The organism is Xenorhabdus sp. NBAII XenSa04, from assembly GCF_963866145.1.
Lineage (GTDB): Bacteria > Pseudomonadota > Gammaproteobacteria > Enterobacterales > Enterobacteriaceae > Xenorhabdus > Xenorhabdus indica.
In genome coordinates this window covers 1-19671 of the sequence record NZ_CAWMEB010000451.1, presented here as the reverse complement: position 1 = coordinate 19671, position 19671 = coordinate 1, and the positions used below count along the sequence as shown (strand labels likewise).

Annotated in this window: 19 protein-coding genes and 1 other RNA gene; 8 read left to right on the top strand and 12 right to left on the bottom strand. The window is 42.8% G+C overall.

Features of this window, described 5'->3' with window-relative positions; genetic code table 11:
- The first annotated feature begins 188 nt into the window (after positions 1-188).
- From arcB to mtgA, 3 genes are all read left to right on the top strand, one after another.
- The gene (arcB, locus tag AAC147_RS19780) at positions 189-2540 is read left to right on the top strand and encodes an aerobic respiration two-component sensor histidine kinase ArcB (protein WP_047684198.1); all 2352 of its coding nucleotides are present in this window, start codon (positions 189-191) and stop codon (positions 2538-2540) included.
- Positions 2541-2776: 236 nt separating this feature from the next.
- On the top strand, positions 2777-3430 hold the full coding sequence (elbB, locus tag AAC147_RS19775) for an isoprenoid biosynthesis glyoxalase ElbB (protein ID WP_047684196.1): 654 nt from the start codon (positions 2777-2779) through the stop codon (positions 3428-3430).
- A gap of 4 nt (positions 3431-3434) precedes the next feature.
- Complete coding sequence (gene mtgA / locus AAC147_RS19770) at positions 3435-4154, top strand: monofunctional biosynthetic peptidoglycan transglycosylase (RefSeq protein ID WP_047684194.1); 720 nt, start codon at positions 3435-3437, stop codon at positions 4152-4154.
- 174 nt (positions 4155-4328) lie between these two features.
- On the opposite strand, the gene dolP is transcribed toward mtgA, so the two are convergent.
- The 4 genes from dolP to AAC147_RS19750 are packed head-to-tail and all read right to left on the bottom strand — an operon-like array spanning position 4329 to position 7780.
- On the bottom strand, positions 4329-4904 hold the full coding sequence (gene dolP, locus AAC147_RS19765) for a division/outer membrane stress-associated lipid-binding lipoprotein (protein ID WP_047684191.1): 576 nt from the start codon (positions 4902-4904) through the stop codon (positions 4329-4331).
- An 11-nt stretch (positions 4905-4915) separates the two neighbouring features.
- Positions 4916-5506, bottom strand: a complete 591-nt coding sequence (gene diaA / locus AAC147_RS19760) for a DnaA initiator-associating protein DiaA (protein WP_047684188.1) — start codon at positions 5504-5506, stop codon at positions 4916-4918.
- A gap of 40 nt (positions 5507-5546) precedes the next feature.
- Entirely contained in the window at positions 5547-5936 is a 390-nt protein-coding gene (locus tag AAC147_RS19755) for a YraN family protein (RefSeq protein ID WP_047684186.1), read from the bottom strand.
- 32 nt (positions 5937-5968) lie between these two features.
- Positions 5969-7780: a penicillin-binding protein activator gene (locus tag AAC147_RS19750; RefSeq protein ID WP_047684180.1), complete on the bottom strand. Its 1812-nt coding sequence runs from the start codon at positions 7778-7780 to the stop codon at positions 5969-5971.
- Between the two features lie 63 nt (positions 7781-7843).
- Between AAC147_RS19750 and rsmI the strand changes: the two genes are divergently transcribed.
- Together rsmI and rnpB are read left to right on the top strand one after the other, a co-directional pair.
- Entirely contained in the window at positions 7844-8716 is an 873-nt protein-coding gene (gene rsmI / locus AAC147_RS19745; RefSeq protein WP_047684176.1) for a 16S rRNA (cytidine(1402)-2'-O)-methyltransferase, read from the top strand.
- A 60-nt stretch (positions 8717-8776) separates the two neighbouring features.
- Positions 8777-9174, top strand: an RNA gene (rnpB, locus tag AAC147_RS19740) — RNase P RNA component class A.
- A gap of 67 nt (positions 9175-9241) precedes the next feature.
- Here rnpB and AAC147_RS19735 read toward each other — a convergent pair.
- A complete protein-coding gene (locus AAC147_RS19735; RefSeq protein ID WP_047684173.1) occupies positions 9242-9955 on the bottom strand; it encodes a pirin family protein in 714 nt (237 codons plus the stop codon).
- A gap of 155 nt (positions 9956-10110) precedes the next feature.
- Here AAC147_RS19735 and AAC147_RS19730 point away from each other — a divergent pair, with 155 nt between their 5' ends.
- Positions 10111-11004, top strand: coding sequence for a LysR family transcriptional regulator (locus tag AAC147_RS19730; protein WP_047684171.1), 894 nt, complete (start codon positions 10111-10113; stop codon positions 11002-11004).
- Between the two features lie 60 nt (positions 11005-11064).
- Here the strand turns inward: AAC147_RS19730 and AAC147_RS19725 are convergent, their stop codons facing one another.
- The 5 genes from AAC147_RS19725 to AAC147_RS19705 form a co-directional block, all read right to left on the bottom strand.
- Positions 11065-11460, bottom strand: coding sequence for a DoxX family protein (locus AAC147_RS19725; RefSeq protein WP_047684168.1), 396 nt, complete (start codon positions 11458-11460; stop codon positions 11065-11067).
- Positions 11461-11642: 182 nt separating this feature from the next.
- On the bottom strand, positions 11643-11936 hold the full coding sequence (locus AAC147_RS19720) for a YqjK-like family protein (RefSeq protein WP_047684166.1): 294 nt from the start codon (positions 11934-11936) through the stop codon (positions 11643-11645).
- A complete protein-coding gene (locus AAC147_RS19715) occupies positions 11929-12327 on the bottom strand; it encodes a phage holin family protein (protein WP_047684163.1) in 399 nt (132 codons plus the stop codon). Before AAC147_RS19715 ends, AAC147_RS19720 begins: the two co-directional genes overlap by 8 nt.
- A 1-nt stretch (position 12328) precedes the next feature.
- Positions 12329-12634, bottom strand: a complete 306-nt coding sequence (locus AAC147_RS19710; RefSeq protein ID WP_047684160.1) for a DUF883 family protein — start codon at positions 12632-12634, stop codon at positions 12329-12331.
- 206 nt (positions 12635-12840) lie between these two features.
- The gene (locus AAC147_RS19705; protein ID WP_047684158.1) at positions 12841-13509 is read right to left on the bottom strand and encodes a DedA family protein; all 669 of its coding nucleotides are present in this window, start codon (positions 13507-13509) and stop codon (positions 12841-12843) included.
- A gap of 680 nt (positions 13510-14189) precedes the next feature.
- Between AAC147_RS19705 and sstT the strand changes: the two genes are divergently transcribed.
- Positions 14190-15434 carry a serine/threonine transporter SstT gene (gene sstT / locus AAC147_RS19700; RefSeq protein ID WP_047684155.1) on the top strand — a complete coding sequence of 415 codons (1245 nt, stop codon included), beginning with the start codon at positions 14190-14192 and terminating at the stop codon, positions 15432-15434.
- Positions 15435-15521: 87 nt separating this feature from the next.
- Here sstT and AAC147_RS19695 read toward each other — a convergent pair whose 3' ends face one another.
- Positions 15522-17543, bottom strand: a complete 2022-nt coding sequence (locus AAC147_RS19695; protein WP_047684152.1) for an oxidoreductase — start codon at positions 17541-17543, stop codon at positions 15522-15524.
- Between the two features lie 285 nt (positions 17544-17828).
- On the opposite strand from AAC147_RS19695, the gene AAC147_RS19690 reads away from it, so the two are divergent.
- Positions 17829-18425, top strand: coding sequence for a GNAT family N-acetyltransferase (locus AAC147_RS19690; protein ID WP_047684149.1), 597 nt, complete (start codon positions 17829-17831; stop codon positions 18423-18425).
- Positions 18426-18457: 32 nt separating this feature from the next.
- Here AAC147_RS19690 and AAC147_RS19685 read toward each other — a convergent pair whose 3' ends face one another.
- The gene (locus tag AAC147_RS19685) at positions 18458-19402 is read right to left on the bottom strand and encodes a VirK/YbjX family protein (RefSeq protein WP_047684207.1); all 945 of its coding nucleotides are present in this window, start codon (positions 19400-19402) and stop codon (positions 18458-18460) included.
- Between the last annotated feature and the right edge of the window lie 269 nt (positions 19403-19671).

The window sequence follows — 19671 nt, the reverse complement described above, 5'->3', positions numbered from 1 at the left end:
TTTGTGTTCGTTAAGAGTAAATGATTGATTGATTTTTATTCTTTTATAAGTAACTAAAATCGGGTTTGATTAAATATTCTGTTTTTTTGATTTTTTATTCTTTTAAGGGGATTAAGAGCAATATCCCTTAACGAAGTTGGGCTTTATTTAAGTTATGATTCAATCTGGTGATTTTACTTGGAGTTGTTATGAAGCTGATCAGGGGGCTTGCCCAATATTACGTTGATTTAATGATGAAACTGGGATTAGTACGCTTTTCGTTACTACTGGCATCTGTTCTGGTGATTTTGGCAATGGCGATGCAAATGGCAGTGACATTTGTCTTGCATGGGGAAGTACAACGTATCGATTTAATCCGTTCCATCTTTTTTGGTTTATTAATTACGCCGTGGGCGGTTTATTTTCTCTCTATTGTCGTGGAGCAACTTGAAGAGTCCCGTCAACGCTTATCCAGTTTGGTGGCAAAACTGGAGGAAATGCGTCAACGTGATGCAATATTGAATCAGCAGCTAAAAAACAATATTACTCAATTAAATCAAGAAATCAGCGAAAGGGAAAAAGCAGAACAAGCGCATTTGGTATTGCTGGACAAATTGAAATTAGAAATGGAGTACCGTGAAAAAACACAGATTGAACTTGAACAGCAATCGGTTCTGTTGCGTTCATTCCTTGATGCTTCACCTGATCTAGTTTATTACCGCAATGAAGATAATGAGTTTTCTGGCTGTAATCGAGCGATGGAACTGCTGACAGGCAAAAGCGAAAAACAACTGATTGGTCTGACACCGATAGACGTTTACGACAAGGAAATTGCCAGCAAGGTGATGGAAACGGATGAAAAAGTTTTTCGTCATAACGTCTCGCTGACTTATGAACAATGGTTGGTTTATCCCGATGGACGCAAGGCCTGTTTTGAGCTGAGAAAAGTTCCTTTTTATGATCGTATCGGTAGACGTCATGGTCTGATGGGATTTGGACGCGATATAACGGAGCGTAAACGTTATCAGGACGCGTTAGAGAACGCCAGCAGGGATAAGACTACCTTTATTTCTACGATTAGCCATGAGCTTCGTACGCCTTTAAATGGCATTGTCGGCTTAAGCCGTATCCTGATGGATACGAATCTGACATCTGAACAATGCAACTATCTGAAAACAATTCACGTCAGTGCGATAACTTTGGGTAATATCTTTAATGATATTATTGAGTTAGATAAAATTGAGCGCCGTAAGATCCAACTTGACACTCAGCCGATTGATTTTACTGGTTTTATGGCTGATTTGGAGAATTTATCTGGATTGTTGGCACAACCGAAAGGAATTCGGTTTGTTTTAGAACCAGAATTGCCATTACCCACTAAGGTATTGGCTGATGGTACTCGCTTGCGCCAAATTCTGTGGAATTTAATTGGCAATGCTGTGAAATTTACTCAGAAAGGTGAAATCAGAGTGCGTATCTGGTGTGAAAAAGAAGATCGCCTGCTGTTTGAAGTCACTGATTCCGGTATTGGTATTCCCTCTGATGAGCTAGAAAAAATCTTCGCCATGTATTATCAGGTGAGAGACAGTGCTGGCGGCCGTCCGGCTACGGGGACAGGGATCGGTCTTGCTGTATCCAAACGGCTTGCACAAGCTATGGACGGTGATATTACGGTTAAGAGTACAGTAGGTGAGGGATCTTGTTTTACCTTGTCTGTGATTGCCCCTGCGATTGATGAAAATGCTGTAGGAGAGGAAGACGAAGATTCACTGCCGTTACCCGCGCTGAATATCCTGTTGGTTGAGGATATTGAGCTGAATGTCATTGTTGCCCGTTCTGTCCTGGAGAAACTCGGTAATAGTGTAGATGTCGCCATGAATGGCCGTGATGCTCTGGAAATGTTTGATCCCGATGAGTATGACTTGGTGCTGCTTGATATCCAATTACCGGATATGACTGGATGGGATATTGCTCGTGAATTGCATAAACGTTACCAGAATCACACTCTCCCTCCTCTGATCGCTCTGACTGCCAATGTTTTGAAAGATAAAAAAGAATATCTTGAGGCAGGCATGGATGAAGTTCTCAATAAACCTCTTTCTGTTAAAGAACTGACTGCCGTAATGGAAAAATTCTGGGGTAAACCGGCTGAATCTGAACCGTTGTTACCGGAGACAATGACCTTGAAAAAGGGTGAAGAACTCATTGATGAACTACTTGATTTAGAAATGCTCAATCAGTATATCGACTTGGTCGGTCCGAAGATGATAGCTGATAATTTGACCATCTTTGAAAATATGATGCCGAACTACCTTGCCTTACTGGAATCGAATATGACAGCAAAGGATCAAAAAGGAATTACGGAAGAGGCTCATAAAATCAAGGGGGCTGTCGGTTCTGTCGGATTACGTCATTTACAACAATTAGCACAGCAGATCCAGTCACCAGATTTACCAGCGTGGTGGGATAACGTGCAGGAGTGGGTAGATGAGCTGAGTCAGGAATGGAAACATGATACAGAAACATTGAGAAACTGGCTGGCGGCCGCTACAAAAAAATAACCCCAACCGAAGTTGGGGTGCGCGAATACTGCGCCAACACCAGGGAAACTTGTTTGCCCGCTTATCTAAGATTTATTTTAGGCGCGAGCAATTAAAGAATTCTTCCACACAGAATACAAGTACCAACATAGCAAAGATAAGATTTTTTGTTACAAGATTCATTAAAATCTGTGATGAAGATTGGTGTTTAACCCTCTAAGGGGTTAAGCATTAATCTACTACAAATGGAGAGAAATATGAAATCTGTTGCAGTTATATTAAGTGGATGTGGGGTCTATGACGGTAGTGAAATCCACGAATCCGTTTTAACTATGCTCTCTTTGAGCCGTTTGGGCGCTGAAGTGACTTTTTTTTCGCCTGATGAATCACAACATCATGTAATTAATCATCTTAATGGAGAAGAAAAACAAGAAATCCGTCACATAATGGAAGAATCAGCCCGTATAACAAGAGGTAATATTCAGCCATTATCTGAAGTTGATGTTAATACTTTGGATGCATTGATTGTTCCCGGCGGTTTTGGTGTGGCTAAAAATTTATGTAATTTCGCATTTAAAGGATCTGACTGTGAAATAAATAAAGAATTTTTAAGAATTGTGCAAAATATGCACCAAAAAGGTAAGCCAATGGGTTTTATGTGTATTGCCCCCGTTATGGTTCCCAAAATATTAGATAAACCGATAAAAGTCACTATAGGTAATGATCCCGAAACGGTAGCACAGATAGAAAAAATGGGAGGGATTCATATAGCGTGTCCGGTTGATGACATTGTTGTTGATTTTGAAAATAAAATTGTCACAACGCCAGCTTATATGCTTGCTCAATCTTTATCTGAGGCTGAAATTGGGATAGACAAATTGGTCAGAAAAATATTGGAAATGATTGAGTAATAGGATGAGAAATCCTTTTTCAATATTATGGCACTGGTTGAAAAAAATTGTGGGCATGATCACTCTTTTGTGGTTTGTTGCTGTAATCACATTTTCATTTCTGCCGGTGCCGTTTTCTATGGTGATGCTGGAAAAACAAATCAGTGCGTTAGTGTCAATTAATTTATCTTATGTTTCTCGCTCAACTTGGGTAGATCAAGATCAAATTTCACCTTATATGGCATTAGCCGTGATTGCTGCCGAGGATCAACGGTTTCCGGAACACTGGGGATTTGATTTTCCAGCGATAGTAATGGCTGTGGAACATAACAAAAAGTATCGGAAGCGAATCCGTGGTGCTTCCACCATAACTCAGCAAACAGCTAAAAACCTCTTTCTGTGGGAAGGGCGTAGTTGGGTGAGAAAAGGGCTGGAGACGGGAATGACGGTTGTTCTGGAGCTACTGTGGACGAAGAAACGTATTTTAACAGTCTATCTCAATATTGCTGAATTTGGTGATGGTATTTTTGGTGTGGAAGAAGCTGCTCAACACTATTTCAGCAAACCAGCCAGTCGATTGACAGCCTCCGAAGCCGCTCTTTTGGCGGCAGTGTTACCTAATCCTCTCCGCTATAGGGTTGATATGCCTTCTACTTATGTCTTGCAACGTCAGCGATGGATTTTACGGCAAATGCAGTTATTAGGGGGACAGAATTACCTAAGATCAAATAAATTGAGCAAATAATTTGAAATGCAGTGCTCAGGAAGCAGTAGAAAAACCCAAACAAAGCAGCTCTTTTTGTGCCGCTTTGTTTGGAATAGTTTGTTTGACAGAGCTTGTTGGAAAAAATTAACTGTGATGTTTTACTGTTGATACCGTGAGTTGTATCGTGCTAATCGCTATTTTTAATATCGAAATCTAATCAAGATAAATGAACGCGGTGGTTACACGTTTAACCCCGTCAGTTTCACTGGCAATCTTCGCAGCATCAGCCCCTTCCTGCCTGGTAACAATGCCGAATAAAAAGACCTCGCCATTTTCAGTCACAATTTTAATATTTGATGACTTCACCGCATCACTGGCCAGAATTTTCGAACGTACTTTCGTTGTCAACCAGGTATCTAAAGATGCAGTACTGAGTGTAACAGGATTGCCTTGTCTGATTTCGTTATAAACTACACTAACCCCTTCAACTTTTGATGCTATCTGCTTGGCCCGATCCGCTAGCTGCATATCTGGACTCTGGCCGGTTAATAGCACCTTACCCTCATAAACGGTCGTAACGATACGAGTCCGGGACTTAATTTGTGGGTCTTTGCTGATGTCATTACTGATACGAGCTTCTAAAGTGGTATCGTCAACTTGTTGCCCGACTGTACGGGGATCGGTGCCTGCTTTGGTTGCAATAGCAGCAGAGCCAACGATGGCAGCACCAATACATCCTTGTAATAACATTGCACTACAAAATACCAATAATAGAGAAAATAACCGCATTATTTGGCTCCTTAGTCATCCTGATGAGGGAATAACGTATTATCGATTAAGTCACACAGACAGTTAATTGTCAGCATGTGCACTTCCTGAATTCTGACACTGTGATGGGAAGGGATGCGGATTTCTACATCTTGTGGCCCCAACAACCCTGCCAGTTCACCGCCATCAAAACCCGTCAATGCAACAATAGTCATATCACGGGTAACAGCGGCTTCTACTGCTTTGATAATCGCCCGGCTGTTTCCATGTGTAGAGATAGCCAGCAGAACATCTCCGGTCTGCCCCAGTGCTCTGACTTGTTTAGCGTAGATTTCTTCTGGCTGTTTACTGCCAGCAATAGCAGTAATTACCACATTATCAGCATTCAGCGACAACGCTGGCAGACTTGGTCGCTCTGTCTCAAATCGGTTTATCATACTGGCTGCAAAACGTTGTGCTGTTGCGGCTGAGCCGCCATTACCACAGCACAGGATCTTGTTGCCATTCAGCAGTGACTGAACCATCATCATTGCGGCGCGGGATATCGCGTCGGGTAATGCTTCTGCTGCTGCGATTTGTGTTTGAATACTTTCGGTAAAGCAGACTTTAATTCTATCCAGCACGTTATGACCTATATATTTCTATTTTATTGATCGAGTAAATTCAGAACCTATCAGATAGGTTTTCATTTAAATTAAAAGCATCTTTCAGCCATTCAAATTTTTGACCGGTAATTGCACAGACATCAAAGCGGCAAGCCGCAGTCTCAAAACATTCATCACGCTGGTAAAGCCAGAACGAGGCGGTGCGCAATATCTTTCTGCGCTTGCTTCGGGTAATTGTAGCAACGGCATCGCCGTATTGTGCATTTTGGCGGAAACGAACTTCGACAAAGACCCATGTTTGTTTATCACGCATGACCAGATCAATTTCCCCGCCACGAATTTTCACATTCTCTGCGACAAAGACAAGACCTTGTTGCTGCAAAAACTGTTTAACTTGCTGTTCATAATGGCATCCCTGCGCATAGCGATTATTTTGGTTTTTTTTCATCCTGAAATTACCCGTCAAAAGGAAAAAATAATTTATTGTACCGGCTGTATAGCAATATTTTTGTTTATATTCTGAACAGAAGTATTGTCAATGGCAGAAATACTGTCTGAGGTACTGTTAATCGTGCTGTCAGTCGTGTCAGCGGGGTTATTTTCCGTCAGACGGCTTTCAACCTTAATACGTCCATTATTAAATTGCATCCACGGTAGCTGACGGGATATTGTACAACCCTCGGTGATGGAAAGCTCTCCGGATGCCCCATTCATATTGAACCCGATACCTTGTTGTAACTGAGTAAAATGATTGGCTAATGACCAGGCATCAATTCCCATCGCGTAAAGGCGCATAAGAGAATAATCATTACCAAATTTACTTGCAGCCTGTTTCATCAAGGGAATATTCGTTCCTGTTAATAATGGAACATCGCTGAATTGCATACCATCCATTTCCAGGCGAAAATCTGGCCCGGCATCTGCTTTATTGCTACGTGAATTGGCATAAAGCGCGGGTTTTTCACGAGAACTGATTGCCATATCAATCATTGGCTTGATCAGCGCTAATTCATCCGTTGTCGCAACGATGTAAACCGCATCAATTTGCTCACGTGAAGTGCTGGTAACAGCAACGGATAAGTTCTTATTAGCTTGTGGTTCGTCAATATCAGGAGTGGAAGTATTGACGGAAGAAGGACTGATAGCAATTGGTGTGCCGGATAAACGAATCCCAACACCACGGTTCATGGATTGTCTCATCTCTGTTGTTGTTCCGAAGGATTGTTGTAAGGCGTCGGAACCGCCTAATTTCTGCCATTCGGCTGCAAAGGCTTTTGCCACTCGATCACCCAATACCGTACGCGGTACTAACACTAGTGGATTATGTTTCTGTTGATGCCAGATATGCAGGGCGGCACTTTTAGCCTCATCTTCCGGTGACAGGGAGAAATAACAGATATTAGAATGAGCTTGCAATATGTCTGGTTTATTAAGCGCCAGAATATCTAATGATGTATTGAGCTGTGCCAATTGCTCAACCTGAGGTTTCAGCAATGGCCCGACTACCAGAGTAACCCCATCCTGTTCAGCTTGTGCCAACAGATTAGCCAGAGGCTGGCTGCTGGTATCATAGATTTTCACAGGATGATCATTGACAGGAACCGGGCTGATCGTAAATTGTGCTGCTGTACTGGTATTAACGGAACTAATATTGGCAGAATCAGTTGCATTCACAGGTAGTTCGGGTTGTGGTAAGCCTTTTTGTGCATCAAGGAAGCCTTGGCGGATCGCCTCACCAAACGCTTTTGCCTGACCACTCAGAGGCAGAAACAGCCCTATGCTGGCCTGACGATCTGTGGGGATAAACAGCATTTGTTGCAGGGCAGCAGGTAAACTCCGAGCAGCGGGGTTATCCGGATAGCGAATTTGCCAGTCACGAATAGCAGAACGTAGTTTATCCTGATCCTGCTTATTGGTTTGATAAGCATTGAGCAGATCTAACCATCCTTGAAGCGTATATTCATTGGCATTAATTACCAGTTCGCTCAGTTGTTGTGAAGTCAGATGCGTCAATACCTGCCATGTATCATCAATGTTTTTCTGATGTGCAGCTTCATTTACTGCATGTGGTTCCAGTGCAATATAAGCACGGATGACAGCCAGAGAAGGCTGGTTATCAGCAGTATCAATAATCGCTTGATAGTGGTTAATCTCTGCGCTGATCTTGTCTTTTGGCTCAGAAGGTGGTTGCCCTTGCGGTTTAGGCATGGTACACCCTGCAATAATCATAGTCGTCAGCAGTGCTGAGCAGACTAAACCAGTTTTGAAACGCACAAAAATTGAGGGAAGCATACTGTATCCAGTGATGTTTTTTTCAAAGATGCTCAATTTTAAATCGGTCATTCGGATGAAACAATGAATCAACCCAATCGAGCAGTGGTTACGACATCTACGCTGTATGTTGTACCAACCCCTATTGGAAATCTGGGGGATATCACTCAGCGTGCACTTGAAGTTCTTAAACATGTCGATCTGATTGCAGCCGAAGATACGCGACACACTGGCTTATTGCTTCAGCATTTTGCCATTAATGCGCGCATGTTCGCACTTCATGATCATAATGAACAGCAGAAAGCAGATCAATTAATTGCGAAATTGCAGCAAGGTCTGAGTATTGCTCTTGTCTCTGATGCCGGAACACCGTTGATCAATGATCCGGGGTATCACGTTGTCCGTCGTTGCCGTGAAGCTGGTATTAATGTTGTCCCATTGCCAGGGCCTTGTGCAGCAATTACGGCATTATCTGCCGCAGGGCTGCCTTCCGATCGTTTTTGTTACGAAGGTTTTTTGCCGGCAAAAAGTAAAGGGCGCCGGGATGTATTACGCGATTTGGCGCAGGAGCCGCGGACATTGATCTTCTATGAGTCCACACATCGCTTGTTGGACAGTTTAGAAGATATTGTCACAGTGTGGGGCGCAAATCGTTATGTGGTATTAGCACGGGAGCTGACAAAAACATGGGAATCTATTCAGGGAATGCCTGCTGGAGAGTTACTGGCATGGATCAGAGAAGATGAAACCCGCCGGCGGGGAGAAATGGTGCTGATTGTTGAAGGATATCGCAAACCAGCAGATGATAGTCTCTCCCCAGAAGCCTTGCGAACACTGGCATTACTACAAAAAGAGCTTCCGCTGAAAAAAGCTGCGGCACTGGCGGCAGACATTCATGGCGTAAAGAAAAATGCTTTATACCGTTATGCTCTTGAGCAAACCGAAGAAAGTACATGAAAGTAGCGGGAACATGAAAACCCCTATACATCAGGTGATAAACCCCTTATAATTCGCGCCGGAGTTGGCTAGACAGTCGCTGCTTTACTGTTTCTTTCGGGAGTCTCTTTCGGAAGTAAAGGAGTAAAGGGGAGGAAAGTCCGGGCTCCACAGGGCAGGGTGCCAGATAACGTCTGGGAGGTGAAAGCCTACGACCAGTGCAACAGAGAGCAAACCGCCGATGGCTCAGCTTTGTAAGAAGCTGAGATCAGGTAAGGGTGAAAGGGTGCGGTAAGAGCGCACCGCGCGGCTGGTAACAGTTCGTGGCACGGTAAACTCCACCCGGAGCAAGACCAAATAGAGGTTCACATGGTACGGCCCGTATCGAACCCGGGTAGGTTGCTTGAGCCAGCGCGTAAGTTCTGGCCTAGATGAATGATTGTCCACGACAGAACCCGGCTTATCGGCCGACTCCACAGATTCAGCCCTATAGAGCCTCTGCTTTATAGGGCTTATTCATTTTAGACTGATACTCAGGCAGAGATATTAGCTCCCCAAATCGATTAGCAAGCCCTGAAATGAAGAGATTGCCCGCAGGCGCAGTTGTGGCTCGTCTTGAATAAATATCCCATCCCCACATTTGATACTCACATTAAACTGGTCGCTGGTATGGCTCTGAGCATGGATCTCAACGTTACCATTGATAGATTGCAGATAAGCCTGTCCCCCTTGCAGAGGTATTGTCTGGGTGCCATTAGCTTGAAGCATAAGAAAGCTTATCCAGGTTGATTGGCGCAGGGACATACTGTTTTTTTCGGCTGTGGGCGAGGCCAACAGAGTCAAGGGTTGATCAGATAACATTCTACGCTGCACGGATTGTGGTGCCTGATGTGGATTGGCATTAAGCCAGAGTTGCAGGCGGTTCAGCGGTACTTTATTACTGATATTGTGCTCACTGTAGCGCAGATCCTGACGGGTAGAGAATAGCAGGCACTCTCCTTGACGGGCCTGAGTATAGTTTCCGGCACTGTCACGGTATTCGGCTGCTCCTTGCAGGATAATATTCAGGATATCGACATGGGGATAAGCCTTTGGCTTGAATTCTGCTTTTGGGGCAAGGCTCTCCTGATTAAGTACCCGAAGTGCGCCATAGTTCAAAAAATTTGGGTCAAAATAGTGGCCGAATGAAAAAGTATAACGGGCTTTTAACCAACCATAATCGGCTTTCCCGCATTGATTTGCTGTTCTGGTTATTATCATGACAACTATCTCTTTACCATACGTCTGCTTGCCATATATTTATTTGTTATAGACCTATTGCACTTGATCTTAATTCTCTGGACGTTGAAATGTTAGCCAGTTAATCTGTTCTCTATATTCAAATTTACTGATTGAGAGCTATATAGGTAAAGAGCATGGGGAAAGAACGAGCGCTTACACTGGAATCTTTACGGGTGATGGATGCGATAGATCGGAGAGGAAGTTTTGCCGCAGCAGCGGATGAATTGGGGCGGGTGCCTTCTGCATTAAGTTATACCATGCAGAAACTGGAAGAAGAGCTGGATGTGGTGTTGTTTGACCGCTCTGGGCATCGTACAAAGTTTACTAATGTCGGCAGAATGTTGCTTGATCGGGGCAGGCTATTACTTGAAGCGGCGGACAAACTTACGGCAGATGCACAAGCTCTTGCCCGTGGTTGGGAAACTCAACTGACCATTGTCTGTGAAGCGCTGTTTCCCGTTGAGTCATTATTTCCTCTTGTGGATAGGCTGGCAAATAAAGCGCATACTCAGCTTTCATTAATGACCGAAGTGTTGGCTGGCGCCTGGGAACGACTGGAAACGGGCCATGCAGATATTGTGATTGCACCAGATATTCATTTCAGGGCATCTGCGGAAACCAATTCACGAGCACTTTATTCCATAAAAAACGTCTATGTTGCCAGTGTGGAGCATCCTATTCATCTTGAACCAGAACCGTTATCTGATGCCACACGGGTTAAGTACCGTGGGATAGCCGTGGCTGATACAGCAAGGGAACGCCCGGTACTGACAATTCAACTTTTGGATAAACAACCACGCCTAACGGTTAGTTCACTGGAAGATAAACGACGGGCATTGTTGGCGGGGTTGGGAGTTGCAACAATGCCATATCCGATGGTGGAAAATGATATTGCAGAAGGGCGTCTGCGGGTTATTGGTTCGGAATATATCCATGAAACTAACATTATTATGGCATGGCGGCGTGACAGGATGGGGGAAGCTAAGACCTGGTGTCTGCGAGAAATCCCCAAATTATTTATGAAATAATGAATCAAAAAGCCTCTTACAGGTAAACAGGCAAGGGGCTTTTTTTGTAATAGCAGGCAATTACCAGTTCTTATTCAGTACACCGTCAATACTGAATTTGCCTGGCCCTATCATTGCCAGCATGAGATAACCCGCACCGATAGCGAAATTCTTCAGGAACATAGTCTGGTTCATGCCATCTGAAAAATCAGAGTGGAACAGAATTGCAGTCAGGATACAGAAAATAAAAGTAAACACTGCTGTAGTGCGGGTCAGCAGCCCTAACAACACGGCAATTCCGCCACCGAGTTCAAGTAAGATAGTGAGTGGCAGTAGAATTCCAGGAACTTTCATGGCTTCCATGAATTCTTGCGTTCCTGCGTAAGCACTGCCTAATTTTCCATAGCCTGCAATAATAAACAGGATTGACATTAAAATACGCGCTACTAATAAGCCACTATCTTCAAATTTTTTCATGAACATCTCCAGGTATGTGTTCTAAAAGCACAATTAGCTAATATTTTCTTGATGGAGAGTATTCTAAGGAGAGGTATTACGGGTTGATAGTAAGGAATATTAACAGTTTAGTACAATTTTTTTGAAAAAATAACCCAATTTACATAAAGGGATTTGAAGAAGGACAAAAGCAATAAAAATGATTAACGCCCGTTCAATATATTGCGTAGGATATTGGTGTGTGTCCAAATGCTAATCAGGCGACGTGACCAGTGATAAAGTTTTCGGGGATGACGAATGCCATAGAGCAGTAATATACCACTACCAATAGCAAAATAAGGTTTGAAAGAGAGTAGTGTCTGCCAACCATGATCGTAAGAGCGGGTGATGGTAAGACAATGCTGGCCATAAGCTGAGAGAGATTGTCTTTGCTGCTGAATTTCTTGTAATAATGCTTGTTTTTTCCGTTCTCGTTGCTGACGCCGTGATTTATTCATGGTCATTCTCCAACATCTTGCGATCTATCCTGAGTTGCTCACGAGTTGCATTGAGAAAAGTCAGCCGACGGGATTTCCTGATAGCCCAAATTGTGCCAAACACGGCGAGAAGTAGCAGAGTTCCTGCTGCAATGGCTATGACTGTAGTCTGGTAGGCCGGATCGACAGCCAGAAAGACCAACATTAACAGACATATTATACCAAGGGCCGCAAATAGCAGCGTGAACCCTACCAGCAACAATAATTGTACCAGTGTGGCTGCACTCTCTTCCAACTCAACGGCTGCAAGCTGAATACGAGTCTCAACCATACCGACAACCAGAGTTACCACTCGCCGTAAGGTATTAAATATTCCTTTTCCCGGACCTTGTGAATGGGATGATTGGGTCATTTCAGCGTCTTGCCAGTAATACGCCCAGTATGATACCCACGGCGGCACCGATACCTACACTAGTCCAGGGGTTGTCACGGACATAACTGTTTGCACAGCTTGCTATTTCTTTTGTCTGATCTGTCAGTTTATCACTGGCATCACTAAAAGCTGTGCGGGCATCCTTGACCATTTTTTCTGCTTTGCTGCGTAATTTTTCCAACTCAGCTTTGGACTTATCCTCGGAACTGTTTAGAACTTCTTCCAACGTATCCGCAAGGGATTGCAATTCAGCACGTAATTCTTCAGAGTTTTTCATCTGTGGCATGGAACTCTCCTCATATATACGGTGGATGAATTTCTAACATAGACGTTTTTATGCGGAGTTTAAAGTCTGAATGGTGAAAAATTGTCATCTAATATGGCAGATTAATCCTAAATGATTACCAAGAATAGCGGGAGAAAGCCCCTGTAACAAGTTACCTGCCGTAATGCTACAGGGCGATGTGGAAGTTAGAGTTATTAAATTTGGAATTATTGAATAGAGTTATTTGTGCGTTTCTTACGCCAGATGAACGTCAGGCTGCCAATTAAGCCAATGAGTAACAGAACTACGGGTAATAACACCAGAAAATTCATAAGGTATTGTTCGTACTGGCGGAACAAGGGGCTTTTACCAAGAGCATAACCCAGAGTCGTCAGGATAATTACCCACAAGAAACCACTTAACCAGTTGAACATCTGAAAACGTGCATTATTCAATCCTGCAAGACCTGCTAATGTAGGCAGCAATGTTCTGACAAACGCAAGAAAGCGACCAATTAGCAAGGCTGATAGCCCATGACGGTGGAACAGATTATGGGCGCGTTGATGATAATGCGAAGGAAGATGTGATAGCCAGCCCCGGACTAATTTGGTGTTACCAAGCCACCTTCCTTGAAGATAACCTACCCAACAACCGAGGCTTGCACCGGTAGTAAGGATGATTAACGTGGTGGGAAACGACATTGCATCTTGGGCTATCAGGACGCCAACCAATATGAGTAAGCTGTCACCTGGCAAAAATGCTGCGGGTAACACGCCATTTTCCAGAAACAGGATTGTGAAGAGCAGAAGGTAGATTGCCCATACCAATGACGGGTTAGCGAGTGTTTCATAATCTTGGTGCCAAAGTGCATAAATGAGGTCTGTTACAATTTCCATCAAATGTTCCTAAAACGCGGGTTAAGGATTACATCTTACTTTTATGGTGTGTTTATGGTGCATTTCTATTATATAGCAAGAAAATACAAAGCATTATATTAAGATTGTCAATAAAGTACCTTTAAATACCTTTCAGAAGGCATTAATAAGTGATAGTGACACTCTAACAAAATCATTAGTAGTGAAACAGAAAATTTTGGTGAGCAATTGAACATTAATAAGGGGGGAAATAAAATCACTCAGGTATATCAATTGATTAATTGTTTTATGAGATTTTCACAAAACCGCACTATTTACTTATTTACTCTTTCATCTGCCTGAATTCCTGATTTTTCCAGATACAAAATTCATCGTTTATCGGCCGATTGCGAAATTAATCCATCAATAATATTGGCGTTAATGTCGATCACAAGTATTGTACCCAAAACTAATCATTCATTTAACCATTTGAATTAAAATAAAAAATTTAGTTTTTTGTTTTTCTTTGCATTTCGCCAATATCTGATTAAACAGCGAATCTGTCGTTTTGATCACACAAATGTGACGATTTTGTTATCAATTGTTGAGCTGATTGTAGATTTTTATTAATTATTCTTTTTCGCTCTCTGTACTTTTCTATACTGGAAAAGCAAACATAAAAACAACAGGCTTATTAAGCCTAAATATCAAATGGATAGATTATGGAAAAACAACAAAAAGGCTTTGTGCAATATATTGTACGAGGAAGCCTCGTCACTCAAATTATTATTGGATTAGTTGCAGGGGTATTACTGGCCTGGGCAATGCCCTCTGCCGCGCAATCAGTCAGTCTATTGGGAACCCTTTTTGTTGGTGCTTTGAAAGCTGTCGCACCAGTCCTGGTGTGGGTTCTGGTAATGTCTTCTATTGCAAACCATAAAAAAGGTCAGAAAACCAATATCCGACCAATTCTGATTCTCTATATTGCCGGAACTTTTTTCTCAGCACTGGTCGCTGTTATCGGCAGCATACTGTTTCCATCAACATTAATTCTGGCGACTAATGATGCCCAGATGTCACCACTGGAAAATATTGTTGAAGTGCTCAGAGGAGTGTTGCTCAACGTCGTTGCTAACCCGATTGATGCGATATTGAAAGGTAATTATGTTGGTATTCTGGCATGGTCGATTGGTCTGGGTATCGCTTTACGCCATGCAAAGGAATCAACTAAATCAATGGTGCAGGATCTGGCCGAAGCCGTGACCCTAGTTGTTCGTGTTGTTATTCGTCTGGCTCCCCTTGGTATTTTCGGCTTGGTTGCCTCCACTATCGCCACAACAGGATTCGAAACGTTGTTTGGCTATGCACAACTGTTGGTTGTACTATTGGGTTGTATGATTGTTGTTGCACTGGTTGTTAACCCATTGATTGTTTATTGGAAAATACGCCGTAATCCTTATCCTTTAGTTTTTGCCTGCTTACGTGAAAGTGGCGTAACTGCATTCTTTACCCGTAGCTCGGCAGCTAATATTCCGGTTAACATGGCAATGTGCCGTCGTATGAATCTGGATGAGGATACTTATTCTATTTCAATTCCTTTGGGAGCAACGATTAATATGGGGGGAGCTGCTGTCACTATTACCGTATTGACGCTGGCAGCGGTAAATACCCTGGGCATAGCTATTGATATCCCAATGGCAATACTGTTAAGTGTAGTCTCAGCAATTGCAGCATGTGGCGCATCAGGTGTGGCGGGTGGATCACTCTTGTTGATCCCGTTGGCATGTAGCATGTTCGGTATCTCCAATGAGATTGCTATGCAGGTTGTAGCAGTAGGTTTGATTATTGGTGTATTGCAGGATTCGGCTGAAACGGGACTGAATTCCTCAACAGACGTACTTTTTACGGCTGCGGTGTGTCAGGCAGAAGAAGCAAGACAAACATCGGAACAGTTAGCAGAGCGTTAATTTGTATCAGTCGCAGAAATAAGACGGTGATAATGAACCGTTCGGTTGTTATCACCGTTCCCCTATTATTAGCCTTTTATTTTTTTACTAAATCTTAATTGCCAGTCGAGTTCCCTGATCAATTGCCCTGCGGGCATCCAATTCGGCGGCGACATCAGCTCCGCCAATCAAATATACGTTTTTACCCATTGCTTGCAAAGGTTGGTAAAGCTCTTTTAATGGCTCCTGACCTGCACAAATAATTACGTTATCCACCTCAAGACATTGTTGCTCACCATCGCGCAGGATATGCAGCCCTTGATCATCAACTTTCAAGTATTGCACACTGTTTAACATAGTGACCCCCCGCATCAGTAAGCTGGCCCGATGAACCCAACCGGTAGTTTTACCTAAACCTTCCCCGACTTTGGCATCCTTGCGCTGCAATAGATAGATTTTTCGTGGTGAGCGTTCCATGTGTGCACCCTTTGGCTGTAATCCACCACGATGGGAAAGCGTCTGGTCGATACCCCATACTTGACTGAATGCGTGGCTGCTCAGGCTGCTGCTCTGTCCGCTCTGGCTCAGATATTCCGCTGTATCAAAGCCAATACCGCCAGCACCAATAATGGCAACACATGGGCCAACATCACGTTTATGTTTTAATACATCCAGATAAGTCAGCACTTTTTCATGTTCAATACCATCAATATTCGGTGTCCGTGGCGTGATACCGGTGGCAATGACCACTTCTTCAAACGAAGCAAGCTGGTCTGCTGTTGCGGTATGATTCAGTTTTACTTCAACACCATTCAATGCCAATTGGCGCTCAAAGTAGCGCAGTGTTTCATGGAATTCTTCTTTGCCGGGAATTTGTTTGGCAATATTAAATTGCCCGCCAATTCTGTTTTCTCGTTCAAATAACGTGACATGGTGTCCGCGACTGGCGGCAGTAACAGCGAAGGATAAGCCAGCCGGTCCGGCACCAATCACTGCGATAGTTTTGGGTTGTTTCACCGGTTCGGCGATAAATTCTGTTTCATGGCAGGCTCGTGGGTTCACCAGACATGAAGTCAGTTTCCCGACAAATATTCTGTCCAGACACGCCTGATTACAGCCAATACAAGTGTTGATTTCATCTGCACGGTTCTGTTCAGCTTTTAAAATAAACTCAGCATCTGCCAGGAAAGGGCGAGCCATAGAAACCATATCTGCGCAGCCTTCACTAAGGATTTGTTCTGCAACATGGGGATCATTAATACGATTCGTTGTGATCAAGGGAATACTGACTTTCCCCATCAGCTTTTTGGTGACCCAACTAAATCCGGCTCTGGGCACCATTGTGGCGATTGTTGGAATACGGGCTTCATGCCAGCCGATACCGGTATTGATGATGGAAGCACCAGCTTGTTCAATCGCCAGTGCTAATTGTTCGACTTCCTGCCAACTGGAGCCATCTTCCACTAAATCCAGCATAGAAAGGCGATAGATAATAATGAAGCGTTTTCCGACAATAGCGCGTACTGCTTTGACAATATCCACGGCAAAGCGCATACGGTTTTCAAAACTTCCTCCCCATTTGTCCTGACGATGATTAGTACGGACAACCAGAAACTGATTGATGAGGTAGCCTTCTGAACCCATGATCTCAACGCCATCATAACCGGCCTGTTGTGCGAGCTGAGCGCAGTGAGCAAAATCCCTGATAGTTTGTTGGATATCCGCGTCGGACATTTCTTTAGGCATAAAGGGGTTGATCGGAGCCTGAATGGCTGAAGGAGCAACGAGGTTTTTCTGATAGCTATAACGCCCGGTATGCAAGATTTGCAGGGCAATCTTACCGCCAGCCTGATGTACTGAATCTGTAATGATCCTATGATGGGGCAAAGTATCTTCACTATTTAGAATGCTTGCTCCTGCTGCAACAACGCCTTGCGGATTGGGGGAGATACCACCTGTGACTATCAACGCTACACCACCAGCAGCCCGCTCTGCGTAGAATTGGGCCAATCGTTCGGCTCCATTAGGATGTTCTTCAAGCCCTGTGTGCATTGAGCCCATCAAGACACGGTTTTTTAAGGTAGTAAAGCCTAAATCCAGCGGGGTAAACAGATGAGGGTAATTGCTCATTACATTCTCCATCGAATAATTTGACGACTCACACACAGTATTATTGTTTTCAATATGACTTAGCTGTTAGCTAAGTGGTCGGATGAGATTGCTATCAAATTTAGAGGGTTCCAGCCCGATTGGAATCACTTTGTTAATTGATTGTGACAGATATCATGAAATCATCTATACCCAACAGATTTCAAGATATCGTCAACAAAGTAGTAATTTGAAAAACGAAGGTTATAGCAACAAAAAATATTTCGTTGTAACTTAATGGTTATTTAAGATAAGGACAGTAACACGATGCAAAACATAACCGAATGGATCACTCTGACTGGAAAGAATGTCACTTTAATACCTTTGACGCAGGAACGACATGATGAATTCGCGCGTGCCATTGAAGATGGACAATTACATCAATTGTGGTATACCAGTGTGCCAGCGCCGGATGGGGTAAAAGCAGAAATTGAGCGTCGTTTAGCTCTTCATGCGCAGGGAAAGATGTTGCCTTTTACCGTTATTGATAATCAAAGGAATGTAGCAATTGGAATGACGACTTATATGAATATCGATGCCAATCTTCCCAGACTGGAGATTGGCTCGACATGGTATGCAAAATCAGTTCAACGTACGCCTGTTAATACAGAGGCAAAATTCTTGTTACTGGAATATGCGTTTGAAAAAATGGATTGTGTTGCTGTGGAATTCAGAACTCACTTCCTGAATCACCAGAGTCGCAGGGCAATTGAGCGTTTAGGCGCAAAATTGGATGGTATTCTACGTTGCCATTCACGAACAAGGGATGGTTCAATGCGGGATACTTGCGTATATAGCATTCTTCGTAGCGAGTGGCCTGCCATAAAAAGCCATCTTATCTGGCTAATGGCGAAGCCCCGCTAAGCATCACATCAGGAACGACTTCCTAATGATGGCTAATTGGTGAGAGAAGCTTTGATATGGCTATCTAAATCATCCAGTAGTTGATAACGGCGACGGTATTCTGCGCGTTTCTTACTGGGGATTTCATCCAATGATTTTCTTTCGATATTGGATGGCAGATGGAAATCATTATTCTCTTTCCTGATGCCATTCAGAGACTCCCAAAAAGCATTATAATCCGCTACCATCAGGTGCTTTTTCTTATGCCAGTAGCGGATACTACGATAAATATGTGTTTCATTACTGACAGCTAAGATTTGTTCACAATTCGTATGTTCAGCAAAACGACAAATAGATTCAATCAATAAACGCTTAGGAAACAGGCCATAACACTCTTTAGTTGCATTACGGATAACATCCAGAGAATTATCCCTTTTGGCCGGGCCTTGTAAGACACCAATAAACAATGTTTGTTTGCCATTAATAGTTAATAAGGTGAATGCACATTTTGCCAAAGTGACATTTTTTTCTGTAGTCATATATAGCGCAAGTTCACCTTCTTTATTCAGGTTGTCTAAAGAATCTATATATACATTAAATGATTCATTTTTCCCCTGGATAGTGGCCAGTAAATAAGAATTAGTATTAAATATCTTATTAATAACAGTGGGTGTTATCTGTTGAAATAAAATTCTATAATGCTCACTAAGTGCACCGACAATCTGATTACGCTTGAAGTTAATACTCAGATATGGGCGATGTAATTTACAAGGTAAGCTAGGCTGTTTCTTTAAAATATCCAGATAAATTGGAGTATTAGCAATTCTGTCCAGTAGCTTAAGTGTAGAGATAGGCGTAAAAAGGCTGCGTAAAGCGAACTTTGCACGATAACTGGATGAGTCCCAATATACTCCGGGAGAAACACGCTGTCCGACAAGATCGGTAAACAGTTTCACGCCTGAATATGTTGTAGTTTTAGATTGTTGTAGATATTTCATTGATTGTAAAATCCAAAATAATAGACAGCGCATTATTTTACCATTTTTCTATTGGATATATCAAAACGTATTAAAAACAGATTAATTTAACTTTACTATGTTGATTTTCAGTTAAATTTTCATTTTTCTATTTTATCAGTATTACTTTGTTTTATTTTTTGTTCAATGAACATTGAATAAGTTAATTCGTTAGCCATAACTTTATGTTTTTATTTTTGTCATTATTTGCTAATGATATGTAGTGTTATATTTATACCAATCTAACTTGA